Source organism: Sporosarcina sp. E16_8, assembly GCF_017347095.1.
Taxonomy (GTDB): Bacteria; Bacillota; Bacilli; order Bacillales_A; family Planococcaceae; genus Sporosarcina.
Genome location: NZ_JADPRZ010000002.1, coordinates 200527 through 226931, shown reverse-complemented (window position 1 = coordinate 226931; position 26405 = coordinate 200527). Strand labels below are relative to the sequence as shown.

The window sequence follows — 26405 nt, the reverse complement described above, 5'->3', positions numbered from 1 at the left end:
CAAGGTGATTTAATTATTTTATAATATTTACTCTTGTTTTATATATCTAACAATATATAATAGTCAGTGTATTGGTTTTATACATAGAGGAGGAAGCGTAAATGGTAACGTTTTTTGCATCTTTGATTGTACTTTTCGCCGGCTACGCAGTTTATTCGAAAGTTGTTGAAAAAGCATTTGGGGTGAATGATGCCAGAGAAACACCGGCGTACACGGTGAATGATGGTATGGATTATGTACCGATGAGTTGGTGGAAAGGATGGCTCATCCAATTATTGAACATTGCGGGACTTGGACCGGTTTTTGGCGCGGTTGCGGGTGCACTGTACGGACCAGTAGCGTTCATCTGGATTGTTTTCGGGAGTATTTTCGCGGGGGGTGTACACGATTACTTTTCGGGAATGTTGTCACTGAAACACGGTGGGGCGCAATTCCCGACAATTGTAGGTAAGTATTTAGGGAGCTTTGCTAAAAAAGCAATCACAATTATTTCAATCGTGTTGATGATCCTAGTTGCTGCTGCATTTACTGCGGGACCAGCTCAGCTAATTGCACAAATTACGCCGCTTAGCTTTATGGCTGCACTGATTCTCGTATTTGGTTACTTTATATTGGCAGCTGTACTGCCAATTAATAAAATCATTGGCAGAATCTATCCGGTTTTTGGCGCTATCCTTATTTTCATGGCAATTGCAATCGCTGTAGCCCTCATTTTCGGCAGTCAGCCGATTCCAAACCTGACACTAGAAAATTTACATCCAGGTGACTTACCAATATGGCCGCTCCTTATGGTAACAATTTCGTGTGGTGCTATATCGGGCTTCCATTCGACCCAGAGCCCAATCGTTTCCCGGACGATGAAAAAAGAGTCGGAAGGTCGTAAAATATTCTACGGTGCGATGATTGCTGAAGGCGTCATTGCGCTCATTTGGGCTGCTGCTGGAATGACATTCTTCGGAGGGACAGGCGGTTTACAGGCTGCTCTGGCGGCTGGGGGACCTGCAGGTGTTGTCAATGAAATTTCCACAACGCTTTTAGGAACAGTCGGAGGTATCCTGGCTATTCTAGCTGTGATTATCTTACCGATTACAACGGGCGATACTGCTCTCCGTTCTTCCCGGATGATTGTGACTGAATCCATTTCAAAATGGGTTAATCCTGATAGAAAAGTTATCGTTTTTGGTATTACAATCGCACTTGGGGTTCCGATGTTTTTTTTATCGACAATTGACTATACATTTTTATGGCGTTATGTCGGGTGGACGAATCAGCTGTCCGCAACTATCATGTTGTGGACAGCCGTTTCGTTCTTGATGAAAGCAGGTAAATCGCATTATATTGCTGGAGTACCGGCTCTATTTATGACAGGGGTCGTATGTACGTATATTTTCTACGCACCTGAAGGAGTCAACATGGATTACACAGTATCGCTCTTCATAGGAGCTATTTTGACTGTTGGGGTGGCTGCCCTCTACATTCGACAGATTATTCGTCACAAAGATGCTGCTATGAAATAAGTTTTACTGAAGTCTTGAATGATCTAAACGAAAATCCGGTTTCCTCATAAAGAGGAAACCGGATTTTCGCTTTTACTTAGTTGATATTGAATGGAATTCTTCAATCGCGCGGAGCCAATTTCCTCGCATAATAGCAGAAACATTCGCTTCATCACGATTTTTCATTAACGTAATAATTTTATCATGCTCATCAATCGATTTTTCAGTCAAAATAATTGAGTTATGGAAGAACATTCTTCTGACATGCGCTTGAAGTGATGCAACCATTGATATGATATATGGATTGTCCGCTACATCAACGATAATTTGGTGGAATTCTTCGTCGATTTTCAAAGCAGAAAAATAATTCTCAGTATAGACTGCATGAGCAAATCTTCTATTCGTGCTTTCAAGTAAGGCAATCGTCTCTTCTGTAAGCTGCGGAATCGCAAGTTCTGCGGATAAAGCTTGCAACGCGGCTAGGGGAGGAAGAAGATCTGTGATAGATTCTTTATCAACTTCCGTTACTTGTGTCGCTTTCCCGGGATACATCCTTACAAACCCTTGCACTTCAAGAAGTTGCAACGATTCACGAATAGGTGTCCTGCTAACTCCGAGCGCCCCAGCTAGTTCTGTATCGTTTAACTTTTCACCTGGGTGCAATGTGCCATCTATAATCCATTGCTGGAGTTGGTTAAATGCATTTTCCTTTGCGGAAACTCGAAGCGGCTTCGCATGATCTGTCGGTACCGGCATTGTGAATCACCATCCTGTATAAGTCATTATTGCTCTAGTATACAATAAAGTAAGGTCAGTTGAAAGATATGCAATATATTACGAGTGAAGTTTTTTCTTTTTAAACAAATGGTTTGCCTTCGGAAAGTGTTTTTTCATGACAACATACATGAAGTAGCCAATCATACTTCCTACTGTATTTAACCATAAATCATCAATATCGCTACTTCTTGCTTGGGACAATTGTGTTATTTCGATAAAAAGTGAAATGCCTAATCCAATCATAGAAACTTTCCACAATCGATTGCACTTGCTCCATAATATAGGAATCATAAAGCCGATGGGCATGAAAATGCATATGTTACCTAAAAAATTTATAATAAATGGTTGCCAGAAATTCAATTCCGTAATGGCATAATAATTATCTTGAAAAACTCTGAAAGGAATAAGATTTACATTCGAAAACGATCGTGTAACAACGGGGCCTGTATAGAGAAATGTTAGTATCGTTTGCGAAAATAACGCTGTCATGAATAATAGAAGAATGACAACGCCGATTTCGTGGTACAGATGGAGTTTTTGGTACCCACGCATTTTATTGTAAATGATCCTAAAAATAACAATGATGGGCAAAGCAATGAATAAATAAGGAATCATTTCCGCGATATAACCTAAAATTGTTGTCATTAAATTCACCATACTTTAATTGATGTCGCGCCAATACTTCAGCGATATGTCCTGTTCTTCTTTAGAAGTTCCGTATGCAAGTTCTTCATGCTGAAAGATGAATCCGCGTGCTTCATAGAAGGGGATGCCGTAATTGTTTCCTTTGGCGACGGAAACCCATTGTTCATTTGCGCCATACGTATATTTCTGTATTTTAGTAAAGAAGTCGAGAAGTCGTGTGCCAATACCCATTCCGCGCATTAAAGGGTCTAAATAGAAGACATATACTTCCCCCGCAGTTTTACTCGTCATTCCGCCACCAATAGCCCCGACGATTTTTCTGTCTGTCTCAGCAATGAAATAACCGTGCCATTCTTCATTAATAGAGACGATTTCCTGCTCAATACGTTTCAAATTGTAATATTGGTCAATTAGTTTAGTGATGTAGTCTTTGGAATAAAGCTTCTCGTATGTAAACCATTGACTGGTTACAAGTATGTCAGTTATGGCTTTAGCATCGTTCCTTGTCGCTCTGCGAAAAGTTACCGGCTTCATTAAAGTCACCTCTTTGAATGTAATAATACACACCCTGATTGTAATGGTAAAGACCACTTTCTGTAACGTTCCTGTAATAGTCGATTGCTATTATAAGTATAGACTAAATAGCAGGGAGTAGAGTAATTGAGAAAATTATTAGTGACGCTCATTCTTACGATTGCATTATTGGTCAGCGGGGCAGATGAAAGCTGGGCAGCATCGCCAAATTACACAGTTAAGAAGGGCGATTCGTTATTCAAAATCTCTAAGATGCATAACGTATCCATTTCCAATTTGAAATCATGGAACAACTTGAAGTCAAATATAATTCACACGAATACGAAGCTGAAAGTAACTTCTGGGGCAAAAGTAGTTAAAAAAGCAGCGACACCTAAAAAAATGGTTAAATCAGTTGCGAAAACACCGTCACGGTCCGACTCTGATAATGTTGTCAAAGAATTCACCGTTTCAGCCAGTGCATTTACGGCCAACTGCAATGGATGTACAGGTATAACGAAAACGGGTATTAATCTGAAAAGGAACCCGGACGTGAAAGTAATCGCTGTCGACCCAAGTGTCATTAAACTTGGAACGAAGGTATATGTTGAAGGCTACGGATATGCTATCGCCGGTGATACGGGAGGCGCAATCAAAGGAAACAAGATTGACGTGTTTTTCCCGACAAAAGGGGAAGCGTATAAATGGGGTCGTAAAAACGTGACGATAAAAATACTGAATTAAATTGTAAAGCGCCAACCCTCCAATTGGAGAGTTGGCGCTTTTTGGTGTGCCCGCTCACAATAAAACAGTACATAAAGACTTGCCGATTCTTTGTAATGAAAAAGACAACTCTTTGTAATGTTATTGTCATACAATTTGGGCAAGCTGTCTTCTGAGAATGAAATAAAAGGAGACGAGTAGATGAAAAACATGCTATTGATACTAATCCTGACGATTGCCTTATTGATCAGCGGTGCTAATGAAGGTTCCGCGTCATCTCCAACGTATAAAGTAAAAAAGGGTGATACATTATACAAAATTTCCCAAATGCATAATACAACAGTATCGAAATTGAAGTCGTTGAATAATTTGAAATCGGATCTCATTCACCCAAATCAAAAAATTAGTATCGTTTCAAACGCTAAAAAATCTAAGAAAGCAGCTGCAACAACCGATAAGCCCGTATTAAAAGCCGTATCACGGTCAACGTCTACGAACTCCGTCAAAGAATTTACCGTCTCGGCAACTGCGTATACAGCTTATTGTAATGGTTGTTCAGGTATCACAAAAACGGGCATAAATTTAAGGGAAAATTCAAACCTAAAAGTAATCGCCGTCGATCCAAATGTTATCAAACTTGGAACGAAAGTACATGTAGAAGGCTACGGATACGCGATTGCAGGTGATACTGGAGGTGCAATAAAAGGGAATAAAATTGATGTGTTTATATCGTCGAAGAGCGAGGCCTATAAGTGGGGGCGGAAAAATGTCAAACTAACAATAGTTGAATAATCACTATCAAAGCTTGCCTGATCAATTAGGCAAGCTTTTTAAATTGAAGTAGTAAAGGATTACAAACATAATTGCATATTACATATGAGCGCATTGCTATTCACAGCTCCGTCTGCTATATTTCGTATTCACCTATTAATAGTACTTTAAGGAGCTTCTAGCCGTGATTTATTTCCAAAAAAGCGACATAAAAAATCCCCATATCAAACCTGATGTAACAGTTAATCTGAAAATGAAAATGATTCTTCTGATAGGCATATTAATCATTGCAATCGTATTGGTCATTGGCCTCTTTATGAATTATTTTATCTCTGATATGTTAGAAACGCAGATGGGAGATCGGGCGCTCAGCGTTGCTGAAAGCGTGGCACATATACCTGAACTGGCTACTGCATTTGAGAATGAGGATCCAATCTCAATAATCGGCCCGATTGTTGCGCCAATTCAGGAGGTGACTGGAGCTGAATTCATCGTCATCGGGAATACGGAAGAAATACGGTACGCTCATCCTATGGCAGATAAAGTCGGGGGGAAAATGATGGGGGAAGACAATGAAAGGGCATTAATACACGGTGAATCGTACCTCTCGAAAGCGGTCGGCTCATTAGGTAGCTCATTAAGGGCGAAAGTACCCATTTATATAGATGAGAACATAGTTGGGGTCGTATCTGTCGGTTTTTTAGCTGAAGATATAAAAAATGTAATCCACAACTATAATAATCAGCTATGGCTTGTCTTGTTGCTCATTGCAGGAGTTGCAGTTATAGGAGCAATCATCATCGCATCGTATATTAAAAAAGTGTTATTTGGATTGGAACCAGAGGAAATAACCCATTTGCTGTTTCAGAAAGAAACGATTCTTCAGTCGACGCATGAAGGGATTATTGCGTTAAATCAAAATGGAATGATTACGATGATAAATTCTGCTGCCCAACTTTTATTATTCGATAAACAGATTGCATCAGATTATTTTGTAGGTAAAAGGATACAAGAAGTATCCCCAATTGTACATTTATCCGAATACTTGAATGATGTAAACGGATTATCTGATAAGGAGATAGTGATAGGCAATAACATTGTTTTCATAAATACTGTTCCAATCTATTTTGAACAGTTGTTTATCGGGACGGTATCCACTTTTAGGAACAAGACTGAAATTGAGTCGTTAACTAAGGAGTTGACTAGGGTTAAACAATATGCAAATGCATTAAGGGCCCAAACTCATGAATTCTCAAACAAGCTACATATGATATTGGGCTTACTACAACTGGGACGGAAAAAGGAAGTTATTGACTATATTCAAAAAGAAAGTAACTTGCAAAAAAACTGGATTCGTATATTGATAAGAAAAGTAGCAGATCCGTTAATAAGTGGAATTTTATTAGGGAAATTAAATCAGGCGAATGAATCAGGGGTAGATTTGACGATTCATCCAGATAGTATATTGGAAAATCAATTATCTGAAAAGAAAAGTGAGGTGTTATTGACGACGATAGGAAACCTACTTGATAACGCAATGGACGCAGTGAAAAAGAATCCATCCTCAAACCGAAAGATATCGATTTTTTTCACAGATATAGGTGAAGATATCATTTTCGAAATAGAGGATTCAGGAGAAGGGATTACTAAAGAACTCACTCAAAAAATATTCGAACAAGGATTTACATCGAAAGAAGGCATGAATCGTGGTTTCGGACTTGCATTGACGAAACAGCTAATAGCCGAAGTGAATGGAGCACTCTATTTAGAAGAAGGAGAGCTGGGTGGAGCTTGCTTTGTTGTTTCCATACCGAAAAATCCACGTGAAGGGACAGATGGGAATGCGTGAAACAATTCAAGTATTAATAGTGGAAGATGATTTTAGGATTGCCGAAATAAATCGTCAATTAGTCAGTCGAGTAGACGGATTTACTGTCCTGGAAGTTGTTAAAACTGGGGAAGAAGCATTAAGATTATTACGGAACAAAGCGAAGTTGCCCCATCTAATTTTATTAGACGTCTATATACCTGATACAGAGGGATTGAGTTTATTTTGGCAATTACGTAAAGAATTCACTGAAATTGATGTCATTATGGTGACTGCGGCTAAAGAGGTGGCGACCATTGCGGAAACGTTACGTGGCGGAATTTTTGATTACATTGTGAAACCTGCAGATTATGTCCGTTTTGAACAGACATTGAAAAGGTTCAGTAATCAGCAGGCCCTTCTGGCGTCAAGGGTAGAGCTTGAACAAGATGAAATCGATTGGTTGACAGGTTTGCAGACATCACCGAGGATTGAAACCATTACAGAAGGAAAGTTACCCAAAGGAATCGACCAAATTACATTAGATAAAATAAAAGAGGTTATACAGGAAACCGAAAAATCAGGGGTTACGGCAATGGACGCTGGCAATAGAGTTGGGGTAAGCCGATCAACGGCGAGACGTTATTTGGAGTATTTAGTGTCGATTAAAGAAGCAGAAGCGCAATTAAAATATGGAGACATTGGTCGACCTGAGCGGAAATACATATCGTGGACAAAATGAACAAAACACGCAGAAAGATTAATAGTGTTTTTAATTAAATAAACTTATTTTTCTAACCTCTCTATGATAAGTTTCTAAGTATAGAAAACTTTGAAAAAGAGAGGGATCAATTTGTCTGCTGAAACAATTTTTCAATCGTTGTGAAAATTATTGTATCCGCTTACACTAAATGACCTTACTTTTCATTAGTAAACAGCCGTTTACTAGAAGGGGGAAATTATGCTAAGCATTATTGGTTTATTTACAATACTCATTGTTGTCGTGCTACTTATTAGTGGCAAAGTCTCTCCGATTGTTGGACTTGTACTGGTTCCGATTGTGGGGGCGTTTATTGCAGGGTTCAACATTGAACAAATTGGTGAGTTTTTCGCTAGTGGAACACAATCTGTTTTCAGTGTTGTTGTCATGTTCATTTTTGCGATACTGTTTTTTGGAATCATGCAGGATGTAGGTGTATTTGATCCACTCATCAATAAAATGATATCGATAACTCGTGGAAATGTTATTGCGGTAGCTGTCGGGACAGTCATTATCGCTGCAATCGCCCACTTGGACGGTTCGGGAGCTTCGACGTTCCTAATTACGATACCTGCCTTGCTCCCATTATATAAAAAGTTAAAGATGAACCCGTATTTGTTGATCATGTTAGTCGGAACAAGTGCGAGTGTTGTGAATATGGTTCCTTGGGCTGGCCCGTTAGGAAGAACCGCAGCTGTGCTTGATATGGACGTCACTGAATTGTGGAGACCACTTATTAAGATTCAAGTAATCGGACTAGTGTTATTAGTCATATTGGCTGTTCTATTGGGACTACGTGAAAAACGTCGCATCGCGAAAATCATAATAGCGGATGAAAAATCCATGCCTACAGATGATTCATCTGAATTGCTGGCAGCTGCTAATCAGAGCCAAGATACGGTAGCAGAAAAGTTATTGAACCGACCAAAACTCTATTGGCTAAACGTCATATTGGCAATCAGTGTAATCGGTGTTTTGGTATGGGGCGTAATTCCAGCTGGATTCGCATTTATGATTGGGGTCAGTATCGCATTGCCTATTAATTACCCTAATATCCATGACCAAATGTCGCGCATAAAAGATCATGCACCAGGTGCAATTCTTATGGCAACAATTATTCTGGCTGCAGGTTCATTTTTAGGTATTCTAAATGGTACGGATATGTTGAATTCAATCGCGAAAGACCTTGTGACAATTCTGCCGGCATTCATTATCCCGTATTTACACATAATTATAGGTGTGTTTGGTGTTCCATTCGATTTACTCCTAAGTACGGATGCCTATTATTTTGCACTACTTCCGATAGTCGATCAGGTTGTAACCGGTTTTGGGGTATCATCTCTCTCCGCCGCTTATGCTATGATCATCGGAAATATCATTGGAACGTTTGTCAGTCCTTTATCTCCGGCTCTTTGGCTTGCTCTAGGATTGGCAGGGCTCGAAATGGGTCGTCATATCCGTTATTCATTTATGATGATGTGGGGTTTCAGTGTTGTTCTATTGGCAATCGCTATTGTGATCGGTGTTATTGCAATCTAAGTTTAAAATTGAAAACCAATTTCCTGCTTTGGGGAAGTTGGTTTTTGTTGTTTGAATAGTTTTCGAAACTGACCGGATGACTATAATTCAGCCAATTCGAATGATACAATAAAGTAAAAGATGCATGTGAATAGAAGGCTGGGGAAATAGATTTCGTTATACTGGTGCTCATAAATAGTTTGGAGCAAATCGGGTTGCGCTTTCCGAACGAGTCATTAATCGTAGACTATAATAATACGGAAAAATAATTCGGGACTAATCTCCGTGAGTTGAAGGATGCTATTCAATTCACAGAGTAAGTACAGGAGTCGCTAAAAAAGAATGATTTTAAAGAATGGTTGAATGTATATAGAAGGGGTGGAATAAATGAACGTCTATATTATTACAGGTACTTCAAAAGGGATTGGATTTGAACTTGCAAAGCAGCTAAGCAGCAAGGGGCATTTCGTCATCGGAATCGCACGGACTATAAGTAAACTAGACGGCGTGAAATTTATTAGAGCAGATCTTTCTGAAACGGAGAAACTGGAAGCACTTATGGAAGAGGTAATCGCTGCTTCTCCACGAGATGCGGTGTCATTCACGCTTATTAATAACGCCGGCATGGTTGACCCTATTGGAATAATTGGGAATGTTCATGCAGGGGAAATGACCAAAGCAATTGCGGTAAATTTGACGGCACCAATGATATTATCCAATGTATTTATTTCAGTTTTGAAAAACTTCCAAGGAGTGAAGCGAATCGTTAACATCTCATCAGGAGCAGGACGCAACGCGTATGAAGGATGGGGAACATACTGTACGACGAAAGCGGGACTTGATCATTTCTCACGTGTTGTCGCACTTGAGCAGGGGAGCGCGGTGCACCCAGTAGACATCATTTCCATCGCGCCAGGGATTATAGATACTGGAATGCAGGAAACCATTCGGGGGAGTCGAGAAGAGGCATTCCCTCTCCTTGACCGTTTTATAGACTATAAGGAAAAAGGGTTGTTAAGCAGTGCGGAACAAACTGCTAGGAAATTGATTGCATTTATGGTGAATGAGGACTTCAAAACAGCAGCTACGATTGCTGATTTGCGGGATTTTTGAGGGGGAAGTTAGAAGCAACCATATAACGGGTTTGACCGATAATATAACGTTGTGAACCAAGCGTATAACTAGTTTGATCGATCATATGGCGTTGCTTACCGATCAAATAAGTTGTTTAACCAATCAGAAATTAAAAAATGACAGAAAAAAGGTTGCCGTTGATTTTAATTTCAATCGGGCAACCTGTTTTTATTCATTCAACTAGTTTAACTGTTTTAAAATCTTTCATCTTCTCCATCGCTATCAAAAACGGAGGATTGTTTCGCTGATTAATCATTTCGTAGCGAATGACATGGACATCGGCCTGATGCAGATTTTTCACATAAGCCAGAAGTGCATCCCGTTCTTCACCGCCACCTTCATGTCCATCATAGACAGAAACCGCGATGATACCGCCTTTTTTCAGCAACCCAAGCATTGTATGGATTGCTTTGATTGTAGAGTCGGCTTTTGTGACAATCGACAAATCTTCACTATGCGGCAAGTAACCGAGGTTGAAAACCGCACACCCAATTTGTCCGTTGACATACTTTTCGACGTTTGCATGACTATCCAATATGAGTGACACGCGTTCGCTTAAATCACCTAGTCGTTCGGCTGTAGAGTCGAGTGCTGCCTGTTGAATATCGAATGCTAAAACATGTCCATTTTCGCCGACAAGATCAGCTAAATAGAGTGTATCGTTGCCGTTGCCAGTTGTGGCATCAACAACGGTTTCACCAGCATTGACTGTTTCACTAAATAATTGTCTTGCAAAAGGAAGAATGCGATGTAGCTTCAAATCAATTCGACCGCCCCTGCATAATGTTTCCCTTGCCAACTGTCACGACGTTCAAGTTCTTTGTCGATGCCATTCAACACTTCCCATTTCGTGACACTCCACATTGGGCCAATCATTAATTCAATTGGACCATCGCCTGTAATGCGGTGGACAATCATTTCTGGTGGAAGGATTTCAAGCTGATCAGCAACAAGATTAATGTATTCCTGTTTTTCTAGGAATTCAAGTTGGCCTTTTTCATATTGTTTTACCATTGGCGTTCCTTTTAGTAGATGAAGAAGATGGATTTTGATGCCTTGAACATCGAGTTTTGCAACTTCACGTGCCGTTTCCATCATCATGTCATGATCCTCAAGTGGTAAGCCATTGATGATATGCGTGCAGACGCGAATACCGTGTTTGCGCAATTTCTCGACGCCTTCAACGTAGGATTTGAAATCATGGGCACGGTTGACAAGATTTGCAGTTTTTTCGTGAACGGTTTGCAGGCCGAGTTCAACCCATAAATAAGTCCGTTCATTTAACTCAGCTAAATACTCAACGACATCATCAGGCAAGCAATCTGGGCGGGTTGCGATTGACAATGCAACAACGCCTTCTTGTGCTAATGCAGCTTCAAACTTTTCTTTTAATTTTGGCAGTGGGGCATGTGTATTCGTGTAAGCTTGGAAATAGGCCATGTATTTGCCGTCTTTCCATTTCTTATGCATTCTTTCGCTGATTTCTGCAAATTGGACGTCAATCGGATCGACCCGGTCGCCTGCAAAATCACCGGATCCTGCAACGCTACAAAATGTACAGCCACCGAAGGCAACAGTTCCATCCCGGTTAGGGCAATCAAAACCAGCGTCAAGCGCAACTTTCATCACTTTGAATCCGAATTCATCTTTTAAGTGACGTGACCATGTATGATAGCGTTTCCCTTCAGTAGGGAAAGGTAAGTTTAAATTATCCACTTTATTCACTCCTCTAACAGCTAATTGTATCATGTTTTTCCACGCTAGCATCATCTGAATTATGGAACTTATTTTATTGGTCTTGTCCGAATGTAGAAAAAGTCATACACTTTTACTAACTTTATATATGATCGGAGGCGCAGGTTATGCCTAAAAAAGTATGGCTTCTCGTGATTGGGATGTTCATTAATGTCATGGGGAATTCGTTTCTATGGCCACTAAATACAATCTATATGCACGATTATTTAGGGAAATCACTTTCTGTCGCTGGGCTTGTCTTAATGGCGAATGCAGGAGCGGGTGTTGTGGGTAACTTGCTTGGCGGTTATTTATTTGACCGGATAGGTGGATTTAAGTCTATCATGGCTGGAATTATCATTTCAATCATCGGCCTCGTCGGCCTTGTGTTTTGGCATGACTGGCAACCTTACATCTGGTTTTTGACGCTTCTAGGCTTCAGTGGGGGTCTTATTTTTCCGAGTATGTATGCAATGGTCGCCACCCTATGGCCGGAGGGGGGAAGGAAAGCCTTCAATTCGATTTACCTTGCTCAAAACGTCGGTGTGGCGATTGGGCCAGCCTTAGCAGGACTTGTCGCTTCGGTCAGTATTGACTATATTTTTCCTGCTAATTTGGTGTTTTATGTAGTCTTTTTCTTTATCGCTTTCTTCGGTTATCGCAAACTTGAAATTGCGCCCGATCGTCATACAAGTGTTATCAAGGAGAACAAGAAAATTCGCCAAAAAGCACCTTTCTATGCGCTACTTATCATTTCAGGCGGTTATCTGATTATGTGGCTTGTTTACTCTCAGTGGATGACGACAATTTCTACGCACTCATTATCACTAGGTATTTCATTGAAACAATATAGTTTGTTATGGACGATAAATGGATTACTGATTGTGGTTGGACAACCAATCATTAAGCCAATCATCTCTAGGTTGGAAAATAAAATAAAAACGCAAATAATTATTGGGATAGTCATTTTCAGCATTTCTTATATTGTAGTCAGTTTTGCAGCCTCATTCACAATGTTCATCGTCGCGATGGTGATTGTGACATTTGGGGAAATGTTTGTGTGGCCGGCCGTGCCAACCATTGCAAGCCAGCTCGCGCCAAAAGGAAGGGAAGGTTTTTATCAGGGAATTGTCAATTCCTTTGCGACAATGGGGCGGATGTTTGGGCCATTTATTGGAGGAATTCTTGCCGACCAATACGGCATGCAAGTAATGCTATTCATATTGACAGCATTTATGATCATTCCGATCATCACCAGTTTACTATACGACCGGCCTATTAATAAAGCCGGCTATCAATCGAAAAGCCACTTATAGGCTTTTCGATTTTTTTCTGTGCGCTACTATCGTTGCAACATTCGGTAGAGTTTGATTTAATTGGTGAGAAGGATTATTACGTAATTTTCGAATGATTCAAAAGGGGGATGTAAAATGAAACCGATTTATTCATCAGCGAAAGAGGCAGTTGCACAGATTAAAGATGGTTCAACGCTAATGGTTGGGGGATTTGGACTAGTAGGAATTCCGGAACAACTCATCTTAGCACTTGTTGAAAAAGGTGTGAAAGACTTAACGGTTATTTCAAATAACTGTGGAGTCGACGAGTGGGGACTCGGTCTTCTATTGAAAAATAAACAGATTAAGAAAATGATAGGCTCATATGTTGGTGAGAATAAAGAATTCGAACGCCAGGTGCTATCAGGTGAAATTGAAGTCGAGTTAACGCCTCAGGGAACACTTGCAGAAAAAATTCGCGCAGGTGGAGCTGGTATACCGGCATTTTTCACCCCGGCTGGTGTTGGAACTCTTGTTGCTGAAGGGAAAGAAATCCGTGTTTTTGACGGTAAAGAGTATGTTCTGGAAGAAGCGCTTCATGCAGATTTCTCACTTATTCGTGCAGCAAAAGCCGACAAATTCGGCAATTTAATTTACAATAAAACTGCACAAAACTTCAATCCGATGATGGCGGCTGCAGGAGAATTCACAATTGCAGAGGTGGAGGAAATCGTGGAAACGGGCGATCTTGATCCAATGACTATTCATACACCAAGCATTTATGTGCAAGGACTTCTACAGGCGCAACAAGAAAAACGAATCGAGCGTCTGACGACTCGCTAAGGAAAGGGGAATTATGCTATGGGAGAAGTGAATGTAAGGGAACGAATCGCAAGACGGGCTGAAAAGGAAATCGAAGACGGTAACTACGTCAATCTTGGGATTGGTATGCCGACGCTCGTTGCTAACTATATATCGCCTGATAAAACAGTCGTACTACAATCAGAAAATGGACTTTTAGGCATTGGACCTTATCCGACTGCTGATAAAGTAGATCCGGATCTCATTAACGCGGGAAAAGAAACGGTCACCTCTATTCCAGGTTCAGCATACTTTAACAGTGCTGAATCGTTCGCGATGATTCGCGGTGGACATGTCGACGTTGCCATACTTGGCGCGATGGAAGTGTCTGAAAAAGGGGATTTGGCTAACTGGATGATTCCTGGCAAGATGATCAAAGGAATGGGCGGTGCGATGGATCTTGTTCATGGCGCGCGAAAAATTATCGTCATTATGGATCACGTTGCGAAAGACGGCTCCGCGAAGATTAAGAAAGAATGTTCACTTCCGCTAACTGGGAAAGCAGTCGTTCATAAAATTATTACAGAACGTGCATTAATTGACGTGACACCTGAAGGACTTGAATTGAAAGAAGTCTTTGAAGGTTTTACGATTCAAGAAGTCATTGATTCGACGGAAGCAGTGCTAATTGTGAAGGACGTTATTGAAGGTGTAAAATGATTGTTGTTAAAATGACATGATTCGGGTAAACTAATAGCAATAGCTTTGGCATTGATGAGGAATAGTAATCTTTGCTGTCGATTATAGAGAGCAGGCGGTTGGTGGAAGCCTGTACGACAGAGATGAACTCGCCTTGGAGCCTGCATTGGTGAATTATGTACGACTAGCCCGTGCCGTTTTTCCGCGTTAAGGAGTCAAGTTGGGCGGTTCTGCCGTCAATTTGGGTGGCACCGCGGGAATTATACGACTCTCGTCCCTTATTTTTTTAAGGGACGGGAGTTTTTTATTTTGATTCATCCGGTGTTCATGCACAGGTTGAATCAAAATAAGGCCTCCGGCGGATGTCACAGATTTTGAAGGGAGTGGAAGGCAACTTAAGGTCGCCGCGTCCTGCGGCAACTAGGAAGGATGCAGTTCAATCCTTCCCTGTTGCATACCTGCATCCTGCAGGCGCAAGCTCGATTCAAAATCTGGACGCAATTACGCCGAGGCGCAATTGATTTAAATAGGAGGAATTATAAATGAGTTATAATCACGGTCAAATTGAAAAGAAGTGGCAGCAATATTGGAAGGACAATAAAACATACAAGATGACGGACAATCCGTCTAAACCGAAGTTTTTTGCTCTTGATATGTTCCCTTATCCGTCAGGTGCTGGACTTCACGTCGGGCATCCGCTTGGCTATATCGCGACAGATATTTTGAGCTCATTCAAACGCAAGCAAGGTTATAACGTCCTGCATCCGATGGGCTGGGATGCATTTGGTCTTCCGGCAGAGCAATACGCGCTTGATACAGGCAATGATCCTGCTGAATTCACAGCGAAAAATATCGCAACGTTCAAGCGGCAAATGAATGATCTTGGTTTTTCTTATGACTGGGATCGTGAAATTAATACGACAGATCCATCTTATTACAAGTGGACGCAATGGATTTTCATCCAACTTTACAATAAAGGCTTAGCTTATGTTGACGAAGTAGCTGTTAACTGGTGTCCAGCACTAGGCACTGTTCTTGCGAATGAAGAAGTAATCGATGGCAAGTCAGAACGTGGCGGCCACCCAGTTGAGCGCCGCCCGATGCGCCAATGGGTACTGCGTATTACAAATTATGCAGATCGTCTACTTGAGGATCTTGATGAACTTGATTGGCCGGAAAGCTTGAAAGATATGCAACGTAACTGGATTGGCCGTTCTGAAGGGGCGCAGCTGACTTTTGAAATCGATGGAACAGATCTGTCGTTTGAAGCATTCACGACACGTCCAGATACGATTTTTGGGGCGACGTATGCAGTACTCGCACCTGAATTAAAACTCGTCGAAAAAGTGACGACTGCAGAACAGAAGGATGCAGTTGAAAAATACCTAAACGAAGTGAAAATGAAGAGTGATCTTGAACGCACAGATCTTGCAAAAGAGAAGACGGGTGTATTTACGGGAGCTTACGCAATCAACCCTGCAAGCGGCGAGAAGATGCCGATTTGGATTGCAGACTATGTTCTTGCTACTTATGGAACAGGCGCAATCATGGCGGTTCCAGCACATGATGAGCGTGACTATGAGTTCGCTAAAGAATTTGACCTGCCAATCATTGAAGTAGTAGCAGGCGGCGACGTTTCCGCAGAAGCATATGTTGGAGATGGAAAACACGTCAATTCAGGTTTCCTTGATGGATTAGGTAAAGATGAAGCAATCGAAAAAGCAATCGCATGGTTTGTTGAAAAAGGCAAAGGTGATAAGAAAGTTACATTCCGTCTTCGTGACTGGTTGTTCTCAAGACAACGCTACTGGGGCGAGCCGATTCCAATTATCCATTGGGAAGATGGCACAATGACACCTGTTGAAGAAGCAGATTTACCACTCGTATTACCAGTAACGGATAATATCAAACCAAGCGGAACGGGCGAGTCGCCACTTGCAAATATTGAGGAATGGATAAATGTGACTCATCCTGAAACAGGGATGAAAGGTCGTCGTGAGACGAACACGATGCCACAATGGGCGGGAAGCTGCTGGTATTACTTACGTTACATTGATCCGGATAACGATGAAATGATCATTGACCCTGAACTTGCGAAACGCTGGTTGCCGGTAGATATCTACGTAGGCGGCGCAGAACACGCGGTTCTACATCTGCTTTATGCACGATTCTGGCATAAAGTACTTTATGATATCGGAGTTGTTCATACGAAAGAGCCATTCCAAAAGCTATTCAATCAAGGAATGATTCTTGGTGAAGGTAATGAGAAGATGTCAAAATCAAAAGGCAATGTAGTTAATCCAGACGATATCGTTCATTCACACGGAGCCGATTCACTTCGCCTTTATGAAATGTTCATGGGACCTCTGGAAGGTTCAAAAGCATGGACGACGAATGGGCTTGATGGTGCTCGTCGTTTCCTAGATCGTATCTGGCGCCTATTCGTCAATGAAGATGGATCACTTAGCACGAAAATTGGTGGAAAAACGGGCGGGTCGCTTGAGAAGATTTACCATCAAACTGTGAAAAAAGTGACAGAAGACTTCGAAGGAATGCGTAATAATACAGCGATATCTCAGATGATGGTCTTCATCAATGAAGGCTATAAAGTCGATTCGATACCGAAAGAGTATGTCGAAGGCTTCGTCAAAATGATTTCACCGGTTATCCCGCATCTTGCAGAAGAGTTATGGGAGAAGTTGGGGCATGCTGATACAATTACGTATGAACAATGGCCGTTATTTGACGCATCAAAACTTGTCGATGATACAGTTGAAATGGCTGTTCAAATCAACGGCAAAGTGCGCGCGAAAATCATCGTATCGAAAGACGTTACGAAAGATGAACTTGAGAAGCTTGCATTAGAAGATGAAAATGTAAAAGTACTCCTAGTAGGCAAAGAAGTGAAGAAAGTCATCGCGATTCCAGGTAGACTAATTAATATTGTTGCAGTAGGATGAAAAAAATCCGCGTAAGAGAGATTTCTCTCTTACGCGGATTTTCCGTTGTGGTCCAATCTCACCATGTTCAACGTTTATGAACTGGTCGCATGCTCCCCAGCATTCATCCCGGCAATTCGACCGGTAACAAGTGCAGAAGTAATATTATATCCGCCTGTATAGCCGTGAATATCCAAGATTTCACCGCAGAAATAGAGACCTTCTTTCTTGCGGGAACCTAACGTTTTCGGAACGATTTCTTTTACAGAGACTCCGCCGCCTGTAACGAATGCTTTTTCAAGAGGCTGAGTACCATTGACGTTCATTGAAAAAGCCTTCAATAATTTCGTCAATGTACGGATTTTTTCTACTTGCATTTGGGCTCCAGTTTCAGCCGGATCAATTCCTGCCCGGTCGAATAAAAACAGCATCCAGCGTTCAGGTACAATTCCTTTTAACACATTCTTCACGGCTTTCGTTGAATCTTCTTTTAATGTTGTATTGAGCAGTTGGAATGCTTTTTCTTCATTCAGATCTGGCAGAGAGTCGATTCTCATTTCAACGGGCATGTTGCTGTTTTTCATACGTTCTTTCACGACGAATTGACTGCATCGTAAAATGGCGGGTCCACTTAAGCCGAAATGGGTGAACAACATGTCCATTTGATGAGTGATGAGATTCTTACCCTTGGCGTTTAGGACGGACACTGCCACGTCACGAAGTGCAAGACCTTGCAAATCCTTTGAAACAATGAAAGGTTCATTTGATAATAAAGGTACTTCAGTTGGATAAAGTTCAGTCACGGTATGGCCGGCTTTTTCCGCCCATGGATAGCCGTCGCCAGTCGAACCGGTTTGAGGTACTGCTTTTCCGCCGACCGCTACAACAACAGCGTGTGAACGGATCTCCTCGCCGGAATCGAGTCTGACACCTAGAATTTGTTCATCATTCATCAAAAGCTTCTTAACGCGCGTTTCTAATCTCACTTCAACATGTAAACGATCCATTTCTGTCAGCAATGCATTGACAACATCTTTTGCTTTGTTCGAAACAGGAAACATTCTGCCATGATCTTCTTCTTTCAATGCAACGCCAAGACCTTCAAAAAAACGAATGATGTCTTCATTATTGAAAACTGAGAAGGGACCATATAAAAATCTACCGTTCCCTGGAATGTTTCTAACGATTTCTTCTTGTGACAGGCGATTCGTAACGTTACAGCGCCCACCCCCTGAAATGGCAAGTTTAGTGCCAAGTTTTTTACCTTTTTCAAGAAGGAGAACTTTCCTTCCGTTTTCAGCAGCGGCAATGGAGGCCATCAATCCTGATGGCCCTCCGCCGATAATGATGACGTCTGCATCAACATAGTTAGTAGTCATTGTGTTATCAAGCCTTTCGGTAATGGATTAATTAACTATCAGTTTAACACAGCATCATTAAAAAATAGTAGGGGCGCTCAAAATGGAAGAAAATACAGCAACGGCATGTGGTACAATTAAAATTGATTTTACAATAAAAATTTCAAGAATAATACTATATAGTCGGCTCTTAATAAATGGAATGTTCTTCTAACATCGCTTTGTTGCTTGGTGATGGCCTGACGCAATAAGCCTGCAGTATGCAGGTGTGCAGCCTTTGCCGCAGGACTCGGCGATATTTGGCTGCCTTTCATTGGTGTCGCTCCTTCGCTAGATTTGTTCGTTAAACTGGTGAGGTATACCACCTAGTTAATTCTAAATAAGTAAGTGCCGAATATATATATGTTGAAGTATTGAATACGGTATATGAACTAGCGTAGGCGCTACCTGGCTTATGGCGAGAGGCATCCCCTAAGCGGTATTCAATGAAATCATCCATTCAAGCTATATAGAAGTGAAATGATGAGAAAGCAGAGTATATCTACTTTGACTAAGAATGGGAAGAGGGTACCGTAATGACTAAAGAAGTAAATAGCGAAGTTGAACAGCATGTAAGCCAGCAAGAGGGATATCAAGAGAAATCGTATCCAACGAGCGCTGAGAACGAACAAATAAGACATGATGCCTTTCAACAAAAAGAATGTCAGCGCATCTATCATAAATTGATTAGCCATGCAGGGGGAATGGATGTTGTCAGAAAAGGTCGAAGATTGATAGCGAAAAAAATTGCTACCACAAGCTTCCTAAAATCAACAGAGCCTGACTATGAAGAATTTAAGCAAGGTGTACTGATTGCTAACGAAAACATTAAATTAGTTAGAGATTAATCACCCTGAACTTACCAAGCGGAATGAGACACATACAGAACCAAAATCAGGCTGCCTTTTCTCCATAATCTAGTGGAGATAGGTAGCCTGATTTTTCTTGAATGCAATCTTCGTTATACTATTTTCGCTATTGTTTCTTTGGGGACTGCCCACTTAGTTTCACTCGTCTATACGTTTTACTCAAATCATTGTCAGATAATGACGCCATATAGAATGGAAATCACACTTTTAGTTTTCCTCTAATATACACGATTGACGGATATTCATTGTGAAAAGCGTTGTCTATAGGGTAAACTGTAAAGTAGATTTAGGGAGAATGGAAGGATCAAACATGTCATCAAATCTTGTAAAAGGTACCGCCATACTAACGGTGGGGTTGTTTTTATCTAAAGCACTTGGACTATTATATCTTATTCCACTCTATGCAATTGTTGGGGAAGAAAATATTCCATTATATCAATATGCGTATGTGCCTTATAATATTGCGTTAGCAATAGCGATTTCAGGGGCACCACTTGCAATATCTAAATATGTTTCGAAGTACAATGAATTGGGTGATTATGCAACTGGTCGGAAATTGCTGAAATCAGGTATGCTTGTCATGGCGATTACGGGCTTAGTTTCATTTTTCACCCTATATTTACTGGCCGAACCAATCGCTAAACTTGTTCATAGTAGTGATGACCAAACTTTTTCGGTGGATGATATTGCAGGCGTGATTCGTTGGGTCAGTTATGCACTATTGGCCGTACCACTTATGAGTATTGTTCGTGGTTTTCTGCAAGGATATCAGAAATTTGAACCTACTTCTGTCTCGCAACTTGTCGAACAGATTGTCAGGATCATCGTTGTTCTTGTGGGGGCATTCATTGTCGTCAATGTCTTAGACGGATCGCCAAAAACAGCTGTCAATTTTGCGGTATTCGCGGCATTTATCGGAGCACTGGCAGGTCTTGTAGTCCTCTTTAAATACTGGAAGTCTTACAAACCTGAACTGGACCATCTGTTGGCGAACAGCCCCCCAGCGAGTGATGTTTCTTTCAAAGAGATGTATACAGAAGTATTTGCTTATATTTTGCCGTTTGTTCTTGTCGGAGTAATTAATCCGCTGTATCAGTTCGTCGATATGATTACTTTTAATCAAGCTATGTCCTCAATTGGATTTGCCGAAGTAACTGAAACTTATTTAGGTATGTTAAATTTACTTACCCATAAATTTGTTATGATTCCAGTCATGGTTGCGACAGGGTTTTCGATGGCATTGATTCCTGTCATTACAAGTTATTATGTGAAAAAAGATCCAATAGGAATTACGCGTTCACTCGATCAAACATTTCAAATTATGTTGTATTTAACAGTTCCAATGGTCATCGGAATAATTATCTTATCAGATGAACTTTATCAAACCCTTTATAGTAAAAGTACTGTGGGCTCGGAAATATTAGCAAGTTATGCCCCAGTTGCCATTTTGTTTGGTTTATATACGGTGACAGCCGCCATTTTACAAGGAATTGACCGGCATAAATGGATTATATTCACGTCATTACTTGGTCTATTCTTCAAACTCGTACTAAATATACCGCTTATCAAAATGTTTGAAACGAATGGTGCTATTTTAGCAACTTCAATTGGCTATACAATTGCAGTCGGCATAAATTTAGCCATCATTACAAAAGTCCTTCACTACAGGTCGCAGATGGTATTCAGAAGACTGATTCTCATTGGTATCTTAAATGCCATCATGTTTTTAGTTGTTACATTTACATTGAAAGGACTGACAGCAATCAGTCCTGTTGACGGGAAAATGCAGTCTATCTTGTACATTTTTATATGTGCTACTGTAGGCGCTGCGATTTACGGTTATCTATCACTTAAAACGGGTCTCGCACAGAAATTATTCGGAGAGCGATTGACTAGATTCACGAAGAAATTAGGCTTTTAGGAGGCAAATAATGCGTTTAGATAAATTGTTGTCGAACATGGGATACGGTACGCGTAAAGAAGTTAAACAATTGATGAAAAAAGGTGCCGTACGGGTTAATGCAGTGGCAGTAAAAGATGCGGCACTACATGTCGATGTAGTGAAGGATGAAGTAACGATACTTGGTCAAAAAGTTATCTATAAAGAATTTATGTACCTGATGATGAACAAGCCGCAGGGGGTATTATCTGCTACTGAGGATAAAAGGGACCAGACTGTAATTGATTTATTAGACGCTGAATATAACATTTTTGAAATGTTTCCTGTTGGCAGGTTGGATAAAGATACGGAAGGATTTCTGTTGCTAACAAATGATGGAAAGCTTGCGCATAACTTATTGTCACCTAAAAAAGGTGTGCCGAAAACGTATTATGCTCATATCGAAGGAATTGTTACAGAAGAGGATACCGAGCGATTTTCAGAGGGCGTTATTCTGGATGACGGCTATGAGACAAAGCCTGGCCAGTTGCGGATTTTGAAATCAGCCGATATTTCCGAAATCGAGTTGACAATTACAGAAGGGAAATATCATCAGGTCAAACGAATGTTTGAAGCAGTTGGTAAGCAAGTTATTTACTTAAAGCGCTTATCAATGGGGCCTTTATCTTTGGATGAAAGTCTGGCGCTTGGGTCATACCGGGAATTGACGGAATGGGAATTACAGCAACTCATGCAAATTTCTGAAAAATAAAAAGGGCTGAGCCGTTCGATACGGTTCAGCTCTTTATTTTCATCCAAATCGCAGGCGCCAGCCCCAGTACCTAAGGAATGCAGGTACTGGAACTAGCGCCTCACGCTTTTCTAGGTTATGTGCGGGTCATGAAGATAATTTCACTTTTTTTGCTGTCGTCGTCCATTTACCGCGTACCGGGCTCATAATAAGCTCGTTGTATTCCAGAACGTTTAAGTCCCTTTGTACCGTACGGTGAGTGATGCCAAATTCTTCGACCAGGTTTTCGGTAGTTACAGTGCCATTATCAAGGATATAAAAGTAGATATCCTTAATGCGTGTAAGCATACGATCAGTTGCAGGTTTCAAGTGTGGAATCACCCCTTCATCTTCATTTTCCAAAAAAAAATGGTCATGAGACTTATGAATGTTGCCTAAAGCACGTTGAAATTATCCCTGACGACGCACATCCTTTCGAAAAAGTTGAAAAGTCAGATTAAACCTTCTGACAATACTAGTATAACGTATTTTCGTGAAGATTGCATGAATTTTTTGTAAAGAGTCTGTAAAAGAGGATTCCTCTTTATTTTCTTGGGCTAACGTGTGAAAATAGACTTATTGTGAAAGAAGGTGCCTTGAATGTCTAATTGGGAAAATGAAGCTTTGAAAAGGCGAGAATCTCTACTAACTGATTTACAAAGTTTAATTGCTATTCCTTCTGTGCTTGATGAAAGCGCAGCTACTGAAGATTGTCCATTTGGACCAGAACCAAAGCGTGCGCTCGACTGGATTTTAGAAGAAGGTCGCAAAGCGGGAATGCTTGTGAAAAATGTAGACAATATGGCGGGGCATATTGAGATGGGTGAAGGGGATGAACTCATCGGAATCCTTTGCCACGTCGATGTCGTGCCAGCGGGTAGTAATTGGATACATGAGCCGTTTGGCGGTGCTATCGAGGACGGCAAGCTGTTTGGTCGCGGTGCTATCGACGATAAAGGGCCGACTATAGCGGCGTGGCATGCTATGAAAATGGTCCGGGACTCGGGTATCACAATGAACAAACGCGTGCGGCTCATTATTGGAACGGACGAAGAGAGTGGTTTTCGTTGTGTGAATCGCTATTTTGAAAAAGAGGAAATGCCGGCTATTGGATTTGCACCAGATGCAGACTTCCCAATTATTAACGCTGAAAAAGGAATTGCTTCTATCCTATTTAGGCAAAAGGCGATAACTGCAGATGGACAGCTTCTGTTATTTAAGTCAGGAAATCGGACAAATATGGTGCCGGATTATGCAGAAGCGCACTTGGCTGAGGAAGTTGATTTTAACAATGAACAGTTCGTTACATTTTTGAATATTCACGACGTAACAGGGGGAGTTTCCACTGATGGTCGTATTACAGTCATTAGTTTGAATGGGAAGTCAGCACACGCGATGGAACCAGATAATGGTGTCAATGCGGCTGTACTTCTAGCTTCATTCTTGAATCGAATTTTGAAAGAAGGTCCATCAAAAGACTTTACACAATTTATGTTTGATTCTTTTGCTAATGAATCTAGAGGGCTTTACTTAGGTTTGGCGTTCAATGATGAAATGTCAGGTGATACGACGCTGAATGCGGGTATCGTGACATACAATCCCGAAAGCGGTGGGGAAATTAACGTAAGTCTGCGTTATTCAGTCAGCTATTTATTTGAAGAGAAAATGACGACATGTATGAAACGGTTAACGGAAACACCTTTTTCGGTCGATATCGGATCGAACTCTGCACCGCATCATGTGGATGCAAATGACCCTCTTATTCGGACGTTGCAAGAAGTGTATACTGATCATACCGGTGAACATGCTGAGTTATTGGCAATCGGGGGAGGCACATACGCACGCGTCCTTGAAAAAGGGGTTGCTTTTGGAATGCTATTTCCTGGTAGGGAAGACGTAGCTCATCAAGCAGATGAATATGTTTATATAGACGATTTAGTGAAGGCGACTGGGATCTATGCAGATGCAATCAGCCGACTCGTATCTGAAAGAACGGAAGGGGAATAAGGATGACAGTGTATTTTATGGATGGACAATTTACTGAACGTGATGGATTAGCGATTTCGATTGAGGATCGCGGTTATTATTTTGGGGATGGCGTGTATGAAGTAATTAAAGTATATGGTGGGGAATTATACACTGCGGAAGAACATATAGATCGTTTATTTCAAAGTGCTACGAAGATAAAGATGACAATTCCCTATGCTGAAGTGCAGTTGATGGAAATTGCTCGTGAATTAGTGGTGAAAAACAACATTTTGGTTGGACATGTTTATATCCAAGTGACACGCGGATCCGCACCAAGGCTTCACCAATTCCCTAATCCGGCAGTCCCGCCAGTCGTGACAGGATATGCAATTAACAACCCAAGACCGATGGCAGGCATAGAAAACGGAGTCGGGGTCAAGTCAGTGGAAGATGTCCGTTGGTTGCGTTGCGATATTAAAAGTCTTAACTTGCTCGGCAATGTTCTCGCTAAGCAAGAGGCGCATGAGGCGGGTTGTATAGAGGCATTGCTTCACCGTGACGGTGTTGTCACGGAAGGTTCTGCGTCTAATGTGTTTGGGATAAAGGATGGAATAGTCTATACTCATCCTGTAACAAATCTAATTTTGAATGGGATTACACGTCAAGTTGTTCTAGGACTATGTGAAGAACAAGGAATTCCCGTCGTCGAGAAATCCTTTACACTAGATGAAGCTTTTGAAATGGATGAATTTATCTTAACGTCAACAACATCTGAAGTGACTCCAGTCATTTCAATTGACGGACGTCCTGTAGGCTCGGGACTAGTAGGACCATTGACAAAGAACTTACAAAAAGCATTCAACTTGCAAATCCCGTCTTTCATTGCGGGTGAATAATAGCGAACAGTATGTGATCGGAGTGAATGGACATGGCGCAACTTGTTAAACTGCTCGACTATGTCTCCCGTTACGAACAAGATCTTACGCGTTACCCTTCGCAGTATATCCGTTTAAAAAGGTATCAATGGGAACGTATGAAGACCCAGTGGGAAAGTGGAGCGGACTTATCAGAATGGCAACAGGAGATCAAAGAGGTAGAAGAACCGGAAGAGAGCAAATGGTTTTCACCTCTACTCCGGGTCTTCGGTCAACGTAAAGATGTTGAGGCAGAGCAAGATCACGACAATAGCGTAGATGAAAAAAGTGATGAAGAAAATTTTGGATTTAGTCCAAATCTGATTCATAATCCATCAAGTCTCGAGAACTTAAGGAGACTGTATTTGGAACAACTTTTTCATTTTCAAATCAAGTGGGCAAGTTCGACGTTAATGGACAAGTCAAGAGTGGATTCGCGTTTTTTTCGAGATTCACTATTACGAAGTTTTGCCCAGAATCTTCCTGATAATCATTTGTTGTTTTATTATCCGATCTTGCTTCTGAAGAAAGCACCTGTTGAATTAGACATTATCATTGTGACACCTGTTGAATGCATGTGTATTACGGTACTTGAGAAAGAGGACGTTGCAGCGTTTAGTGGGAGCGGAGACAGATTCTGGTTAAAGAAGCTTGGGGAACAAGAAACGAAATTTCTTAGTCCACTGATAGCACTGAACAGAACTGAAAAGATTATTTCAAGTATATTTAAAGCACAAGAAATCGATTTTCCTATACGGAAATATTTGATTTCACGCAACGGGTATATCGACCATCCAGGTTCTGCGTTTGATGTTGAAATTATCGATAGACGGTCCTATGATGACTGGTTTTCTGTACTTCAGAAATTGCCGGTTCCGATGAAATCTACACAATTCAAAGCAGGCCAGGCAATACTAGACATGGGGCAAACCACGTCGATAAGCAGACTATTTGGCGATGATGAAGAACAACAATCAGAAGAAGATCAATAACCTAT

The 26405-nt window shown here is 41.1% G+C and carries 25 protein-coding genes and 1 other annotated feature; of the genes, 17 read left to right on the top strand and 8 right to left on the bottom strand.

The features are described 5' to 3' along the window. Positions 1 to 101: 101 nt before the first annotated feature. The gene (locus I2484_RS02885; protein WP_207149514.1) at positions 102 to 1517 is read left to right on the top strand and encodes a carbon starvation CstA family protein; all 1416 of its coding nucleotides are present in this window, start codon (positions 102 to 104) and stop codon (positions 1515 to 1517) included. Between the two features lie 72 nt (positions 1518 to 1589). Here the strand turns inward: I2484_RS02885 and I2484_RS02880 are convergent, their stop codons facing one another. The 3 genes from I2484_RS02880 to I2484_RS02870 all read right to left on the bottom strand — a co-directional run bounded on the left by I2484_RS02880 (position 1590) and on the right by I2484_RS02870 (position 3452). Beyond that, complete coding sequence (locus I2484_RS02880; protein ID WP_207149513.1) at positions 1590 to 2252, bottom strand: GntR family transcriptional regulator; 663 nt, start codon at positions 2250 to 2252, stop codon at positions 1590 to 1592. 78 nt (positions 2253 to 2330) lie between these two features. Continuing rightward, entirely contained in the window at positions 2331 to 2918 is a 588-nt protein-coding gene (locus I2484_RS02875; protein WP_207149512.1) for a VanZ family protein, read from the bottom strand. Between the two features lie 15 nt (positions 2919 to 2933). Then, complete coding sequence (locus I2484_RS02870; protein WP_207149511.1) at positions 2934 to 3452, bottom strand: GNAT family N-acetyltransferase; 519 nt, start codon at positions 3450 to 3452, stop codon at positions 2934 to 2936. A 126-nt stretch (positions 3453 to 3578) separates the two neighbouring features. Here I2484_RS02870 and I2484_RS02865 point away from each other — a divergent pair, with 126 nt between their 5' ends. The 6 genes from I2484_RS02865 to I2484_RS02840 all read left to right on the top strand — a co-directional run bounded on the left by I2484_RS02865 (position 3579) and on the right by I2484_RS02840 (position 10123). Then, on the top strand, positions 3579 to 4175 hold the full coding sequence (locus I2484_RS02865; RefSeq protein ID WP_207149510.1) for a 3D domain-containing protein: 597 nt from the start codon (positions 3579 to 3581) through the stop codon (positions 4173 to 4175). Between the two features lie 180 nt (positions 4176 to 4355). Further along, positions 4356 to 4946: a 3D domain-containing protein gene (locus tag I2484_RS02860; RefSeq protein ID WP_207149509.1), complete on the top strand. Its 591-nt coding sequence runs from the start codon at positions 4356 to 4358 to the stop codon at positions 4944 to 4946. A gap of 163 nt (positions 4947 to 5109) precedes the next feature. Continuing rightward, positions 5110 to 6774, top strand: coding sequence for an ATP-binding protein (locus I2484_RS02855; RefSeq protein ID WP_346014145.1), 1665 nt, complete (start codon positions 5110 to 5112; stop codon positions 6772 to 6774). Continuing rightward, entirely contained in the window at positions 6767 to 7474 is a 708-nt protein-coding gene (locus I2484_RS02850) for a response regulator (RefSeq protein WP_207149508.1), read from the top strand. Before I2484_RS02855 ends, I2484_RS02850 begins: the two co-directional genes overlap by 8 nt. A gap of 219 nt (positions 7475 to 7693) precedes the next feature. Then, the gene (locus I2484_RS02845) at positions 7694 to 9031 is read left to right on the top strand and encodes a CitMHS family transporter (protein WP_207149507.1); all 1338 of its coding nucleotides are present in this window, start codon (positions 7694 to 7696) and stop codon (positions 9029 to 9031) included. 366 nt (positions 9032 to 9397) lie between these two features. Next, positions 9398 to 10123 (top strand): SDR family NAD(P)-dependent oxidoreductase, encoded by a 726-nt coding sequence (locus I2484_RS02840; RefSeq protein ID WP_207149506.1) that lies wholly within the window; start codon positions 9398 to 9400, stop codon positions 10121 to 10123. 193 nt (positions 10124 to 10316) lie between these two features. Here the strand turns inward: I2484_RS02840 and mnmM are convergent, their stop codons facing one another. Both mnmM and mnmL read right to left on the bottom strand, forming a co-directional pair. Further along, entirely contained in the window at positions 10317 to 10904 is a 588-nt protein-coding gene (gene mnmM / locus I2484_RS02835; RefSeq protein WP_207149505.1) for a tRNA 5-(aminomethyl)-2-thiouridylate-methyltransferase MnmM, read from the bottom strand. Further along, complete coding sequence (mnmL, locus tag I2484_RS02830) at positions 10901 to 11860, bottom strand: tRNA modification radical SAM protein MnmL/YtqA (RefSeq protein WP_481886370.1); 960 nt, start codon at positions 11858 to 11860, stop codon at positions 10901 to 10903. The genes mnmM and mnmL overlap by 4 nt, the downstream gene beginning before the upstream one ends. Positions 11861 to 12006: 146 nt before the next feature. On the opposite strand from mnmL, the gene I2484_RS02825 reads away from it, so the two are divergent. From I2484_RS02825 to leuS, 4 genes are all read left to right on the top strand, one after another. Beyond that, positions 12007 to 13194: an MDR family MFS transporter gene (locus I2484_RS02825; RefSeq protein ID WP_207149503.1), complete on the top strand. Its 1188-nt coding sequence runs from the start codon at positions 12007 to 12009 to the stop codon at positions 13192 to 13194. 114 nt (positions 13195 to 13308) lie between these two features. Then, on the top strand, positions 13309 to 13995 hold the full coding sequence (locus I2484_RS02820) for a CoA transferase subunit A (RefSeq protein WP_207149502.1): 687 nt from the start codon (positions 13309 to 13311) through the stop codon (positions 13993 to 13995). Positions 13996 to 14013: 18 nt separating this feature from the next. Next, on the top strand, positions 14014 to 14673 hold the full coding sequence (locus tag I2484_RS02815) for a 3-oxoacid CoA-transferase subunit B (protein WP_207149501.1): 660 nt from the start codon (positions 14014 to 14016) through the stop codon (positions 14671 to 14673). 42 nt (positions 14674 to 14715) lie between these two features. Beyond that, positions 14716 to 14934, top strand: a binding site (T-box leader). Between the two features lie 260 nt (positions 14935 to 15194). Next, on the top strand, positions 15195 to 17612 hold the full coding sequence (gene leuS, locus I2484_RS02810) for a leucine--tRNA ligase (RefSeq protein ID WP_207149500.1): 2418 nt from the start codon (positions 15195 to 15197) through the stop codon (positions 17610 to 17612). Between the two features lie 74 nt (positions 17613 to 17686). Here the strand turns inward: leuS and I2484_RS02805 are convergent, their stop codons facing one another. After that, positions 17687 to 18970 (bottom strand): BaiN/RdsA family NAD(P)/FAD-dependent oxidoreductase, encoded by a 1284-nt coding sequence (locus I2484_RS02805; protein WP_207149499.1) that lies wholly within the window; start codon positions 18968 to 18970, stop codon positions 17687 to 17689. A 128-nt stretch (positions 18971 to 19098) separates the two neighbouring features. Further along, on the bottom strand, positions 19099 to 19263 hold the full coding sequence (locus I2484_RS02800) for a hypothetical protein (protein ID WP_207149498.1): 165 nt from the start codon (positions 19261 to 19263) through the stop codon (positions 19099 to 19101). A gap of 261 nt (positions 19264 to 19524) precedes the next feature. On the opposite strand from I2484_RS02800, the gene I2484_RS02795 reads away from it, so the two are divergent. The 3 genes from I2484_RS02795 (at position 19525) to I2484_RS02785 (ending at position 22508) form a co-directional block, all read left to right on the top strand. Then, positions 19525 to 19836, top strand: a complete 312-nt coding sequence (locus tag I2484_RS02795) for a hypothetical protein (RefSeq protein WP_207149497.1) — start codon at positions 19525 to 19527, stop codon at positions 19834 to 19836. 331 nt (positions 19837 to 20167) lie between these two features. Then, a complete protein-coding gene (locus tag I2484_RS02790) occupies positions 20168 to 21778 on the top strand; it encodes a putative polysaccharide biosynthesis protein (protein ID WP_207149496.1) in 1611 nt (536 codons plus the stop codon). 10 nt (positions 21779 to 21788) lie between these two features. Then, positions 21789 to 22508: a pseudouridine synthase gene (locus I2484_RS02785; protein ID WP_207149495.1), complete on the top strand. Its 720-nt coding sequence runs from the start codon at positions 21789 to 21791 to the stop codon at positions 22506 to 22508. 126 nt (positions 22509 to 22634) lie between these two features. Here the strand turns inward: I2484_RS02785 and I2484_RS02780 are convergent, their stop codons facing one another. Beyond that, positions 22635 to 22856, bottom strand: coding sequence for a DeoR family transcriptional regulator (locus tag I2484_RS02780; protein WP_067207480.1), 222 nt, complete (start codon positions 22854 to 22856; stop codon positions 22635 to 22637). Between the two features lie 270 nt (positions 22857 to 23126). Between I2484_RS02780 and pepV the strand changes: the two genes are divergently transcribed. The 3 genes from pepV to I2484_RS02765 are packed head-to-tail and all read left to right on the top strand — an operon-like array spanning position 23127 to position 26400. Then, entirely contained in the window at positions 23127 to 24533 is a 1407-nt protein-coding gene (gene pepV, locus I2484_RS02775) for a dipeptidase PepV (RefSeq protein WP_207149494.1), read from the top strand. A gap of 2 nt (positions 24534 to 24535) precedes the next feature. Beyond that, positions 24536 to 25390 carry a D-amino-acid transaminase gene (gene dat, locus I2484_RS02770; RefSeq protein ID WP_207149493.1) on the top strand — a complete coding sequence of 285 codons (855 nt, stop codon included), beginning with the start codon at positions 24536 to 24538 and terminating at the stop codon, positions 25388 to 25390. A gap of 32 nt (positions 25391 to 25422) precedes the next feature. Beyond that, positions 25423 to 26400, top strand: coding sequence for a nuclease-related domain-containing protein (locus tag I2484_RS02765; protein WP_207149492.1), 978 nt, complete (start codon positions 25423 to 25425; stop codon positions 26398 to 26400). Positions 26401 to 26405: the final 5 nt, after the last annotated feature.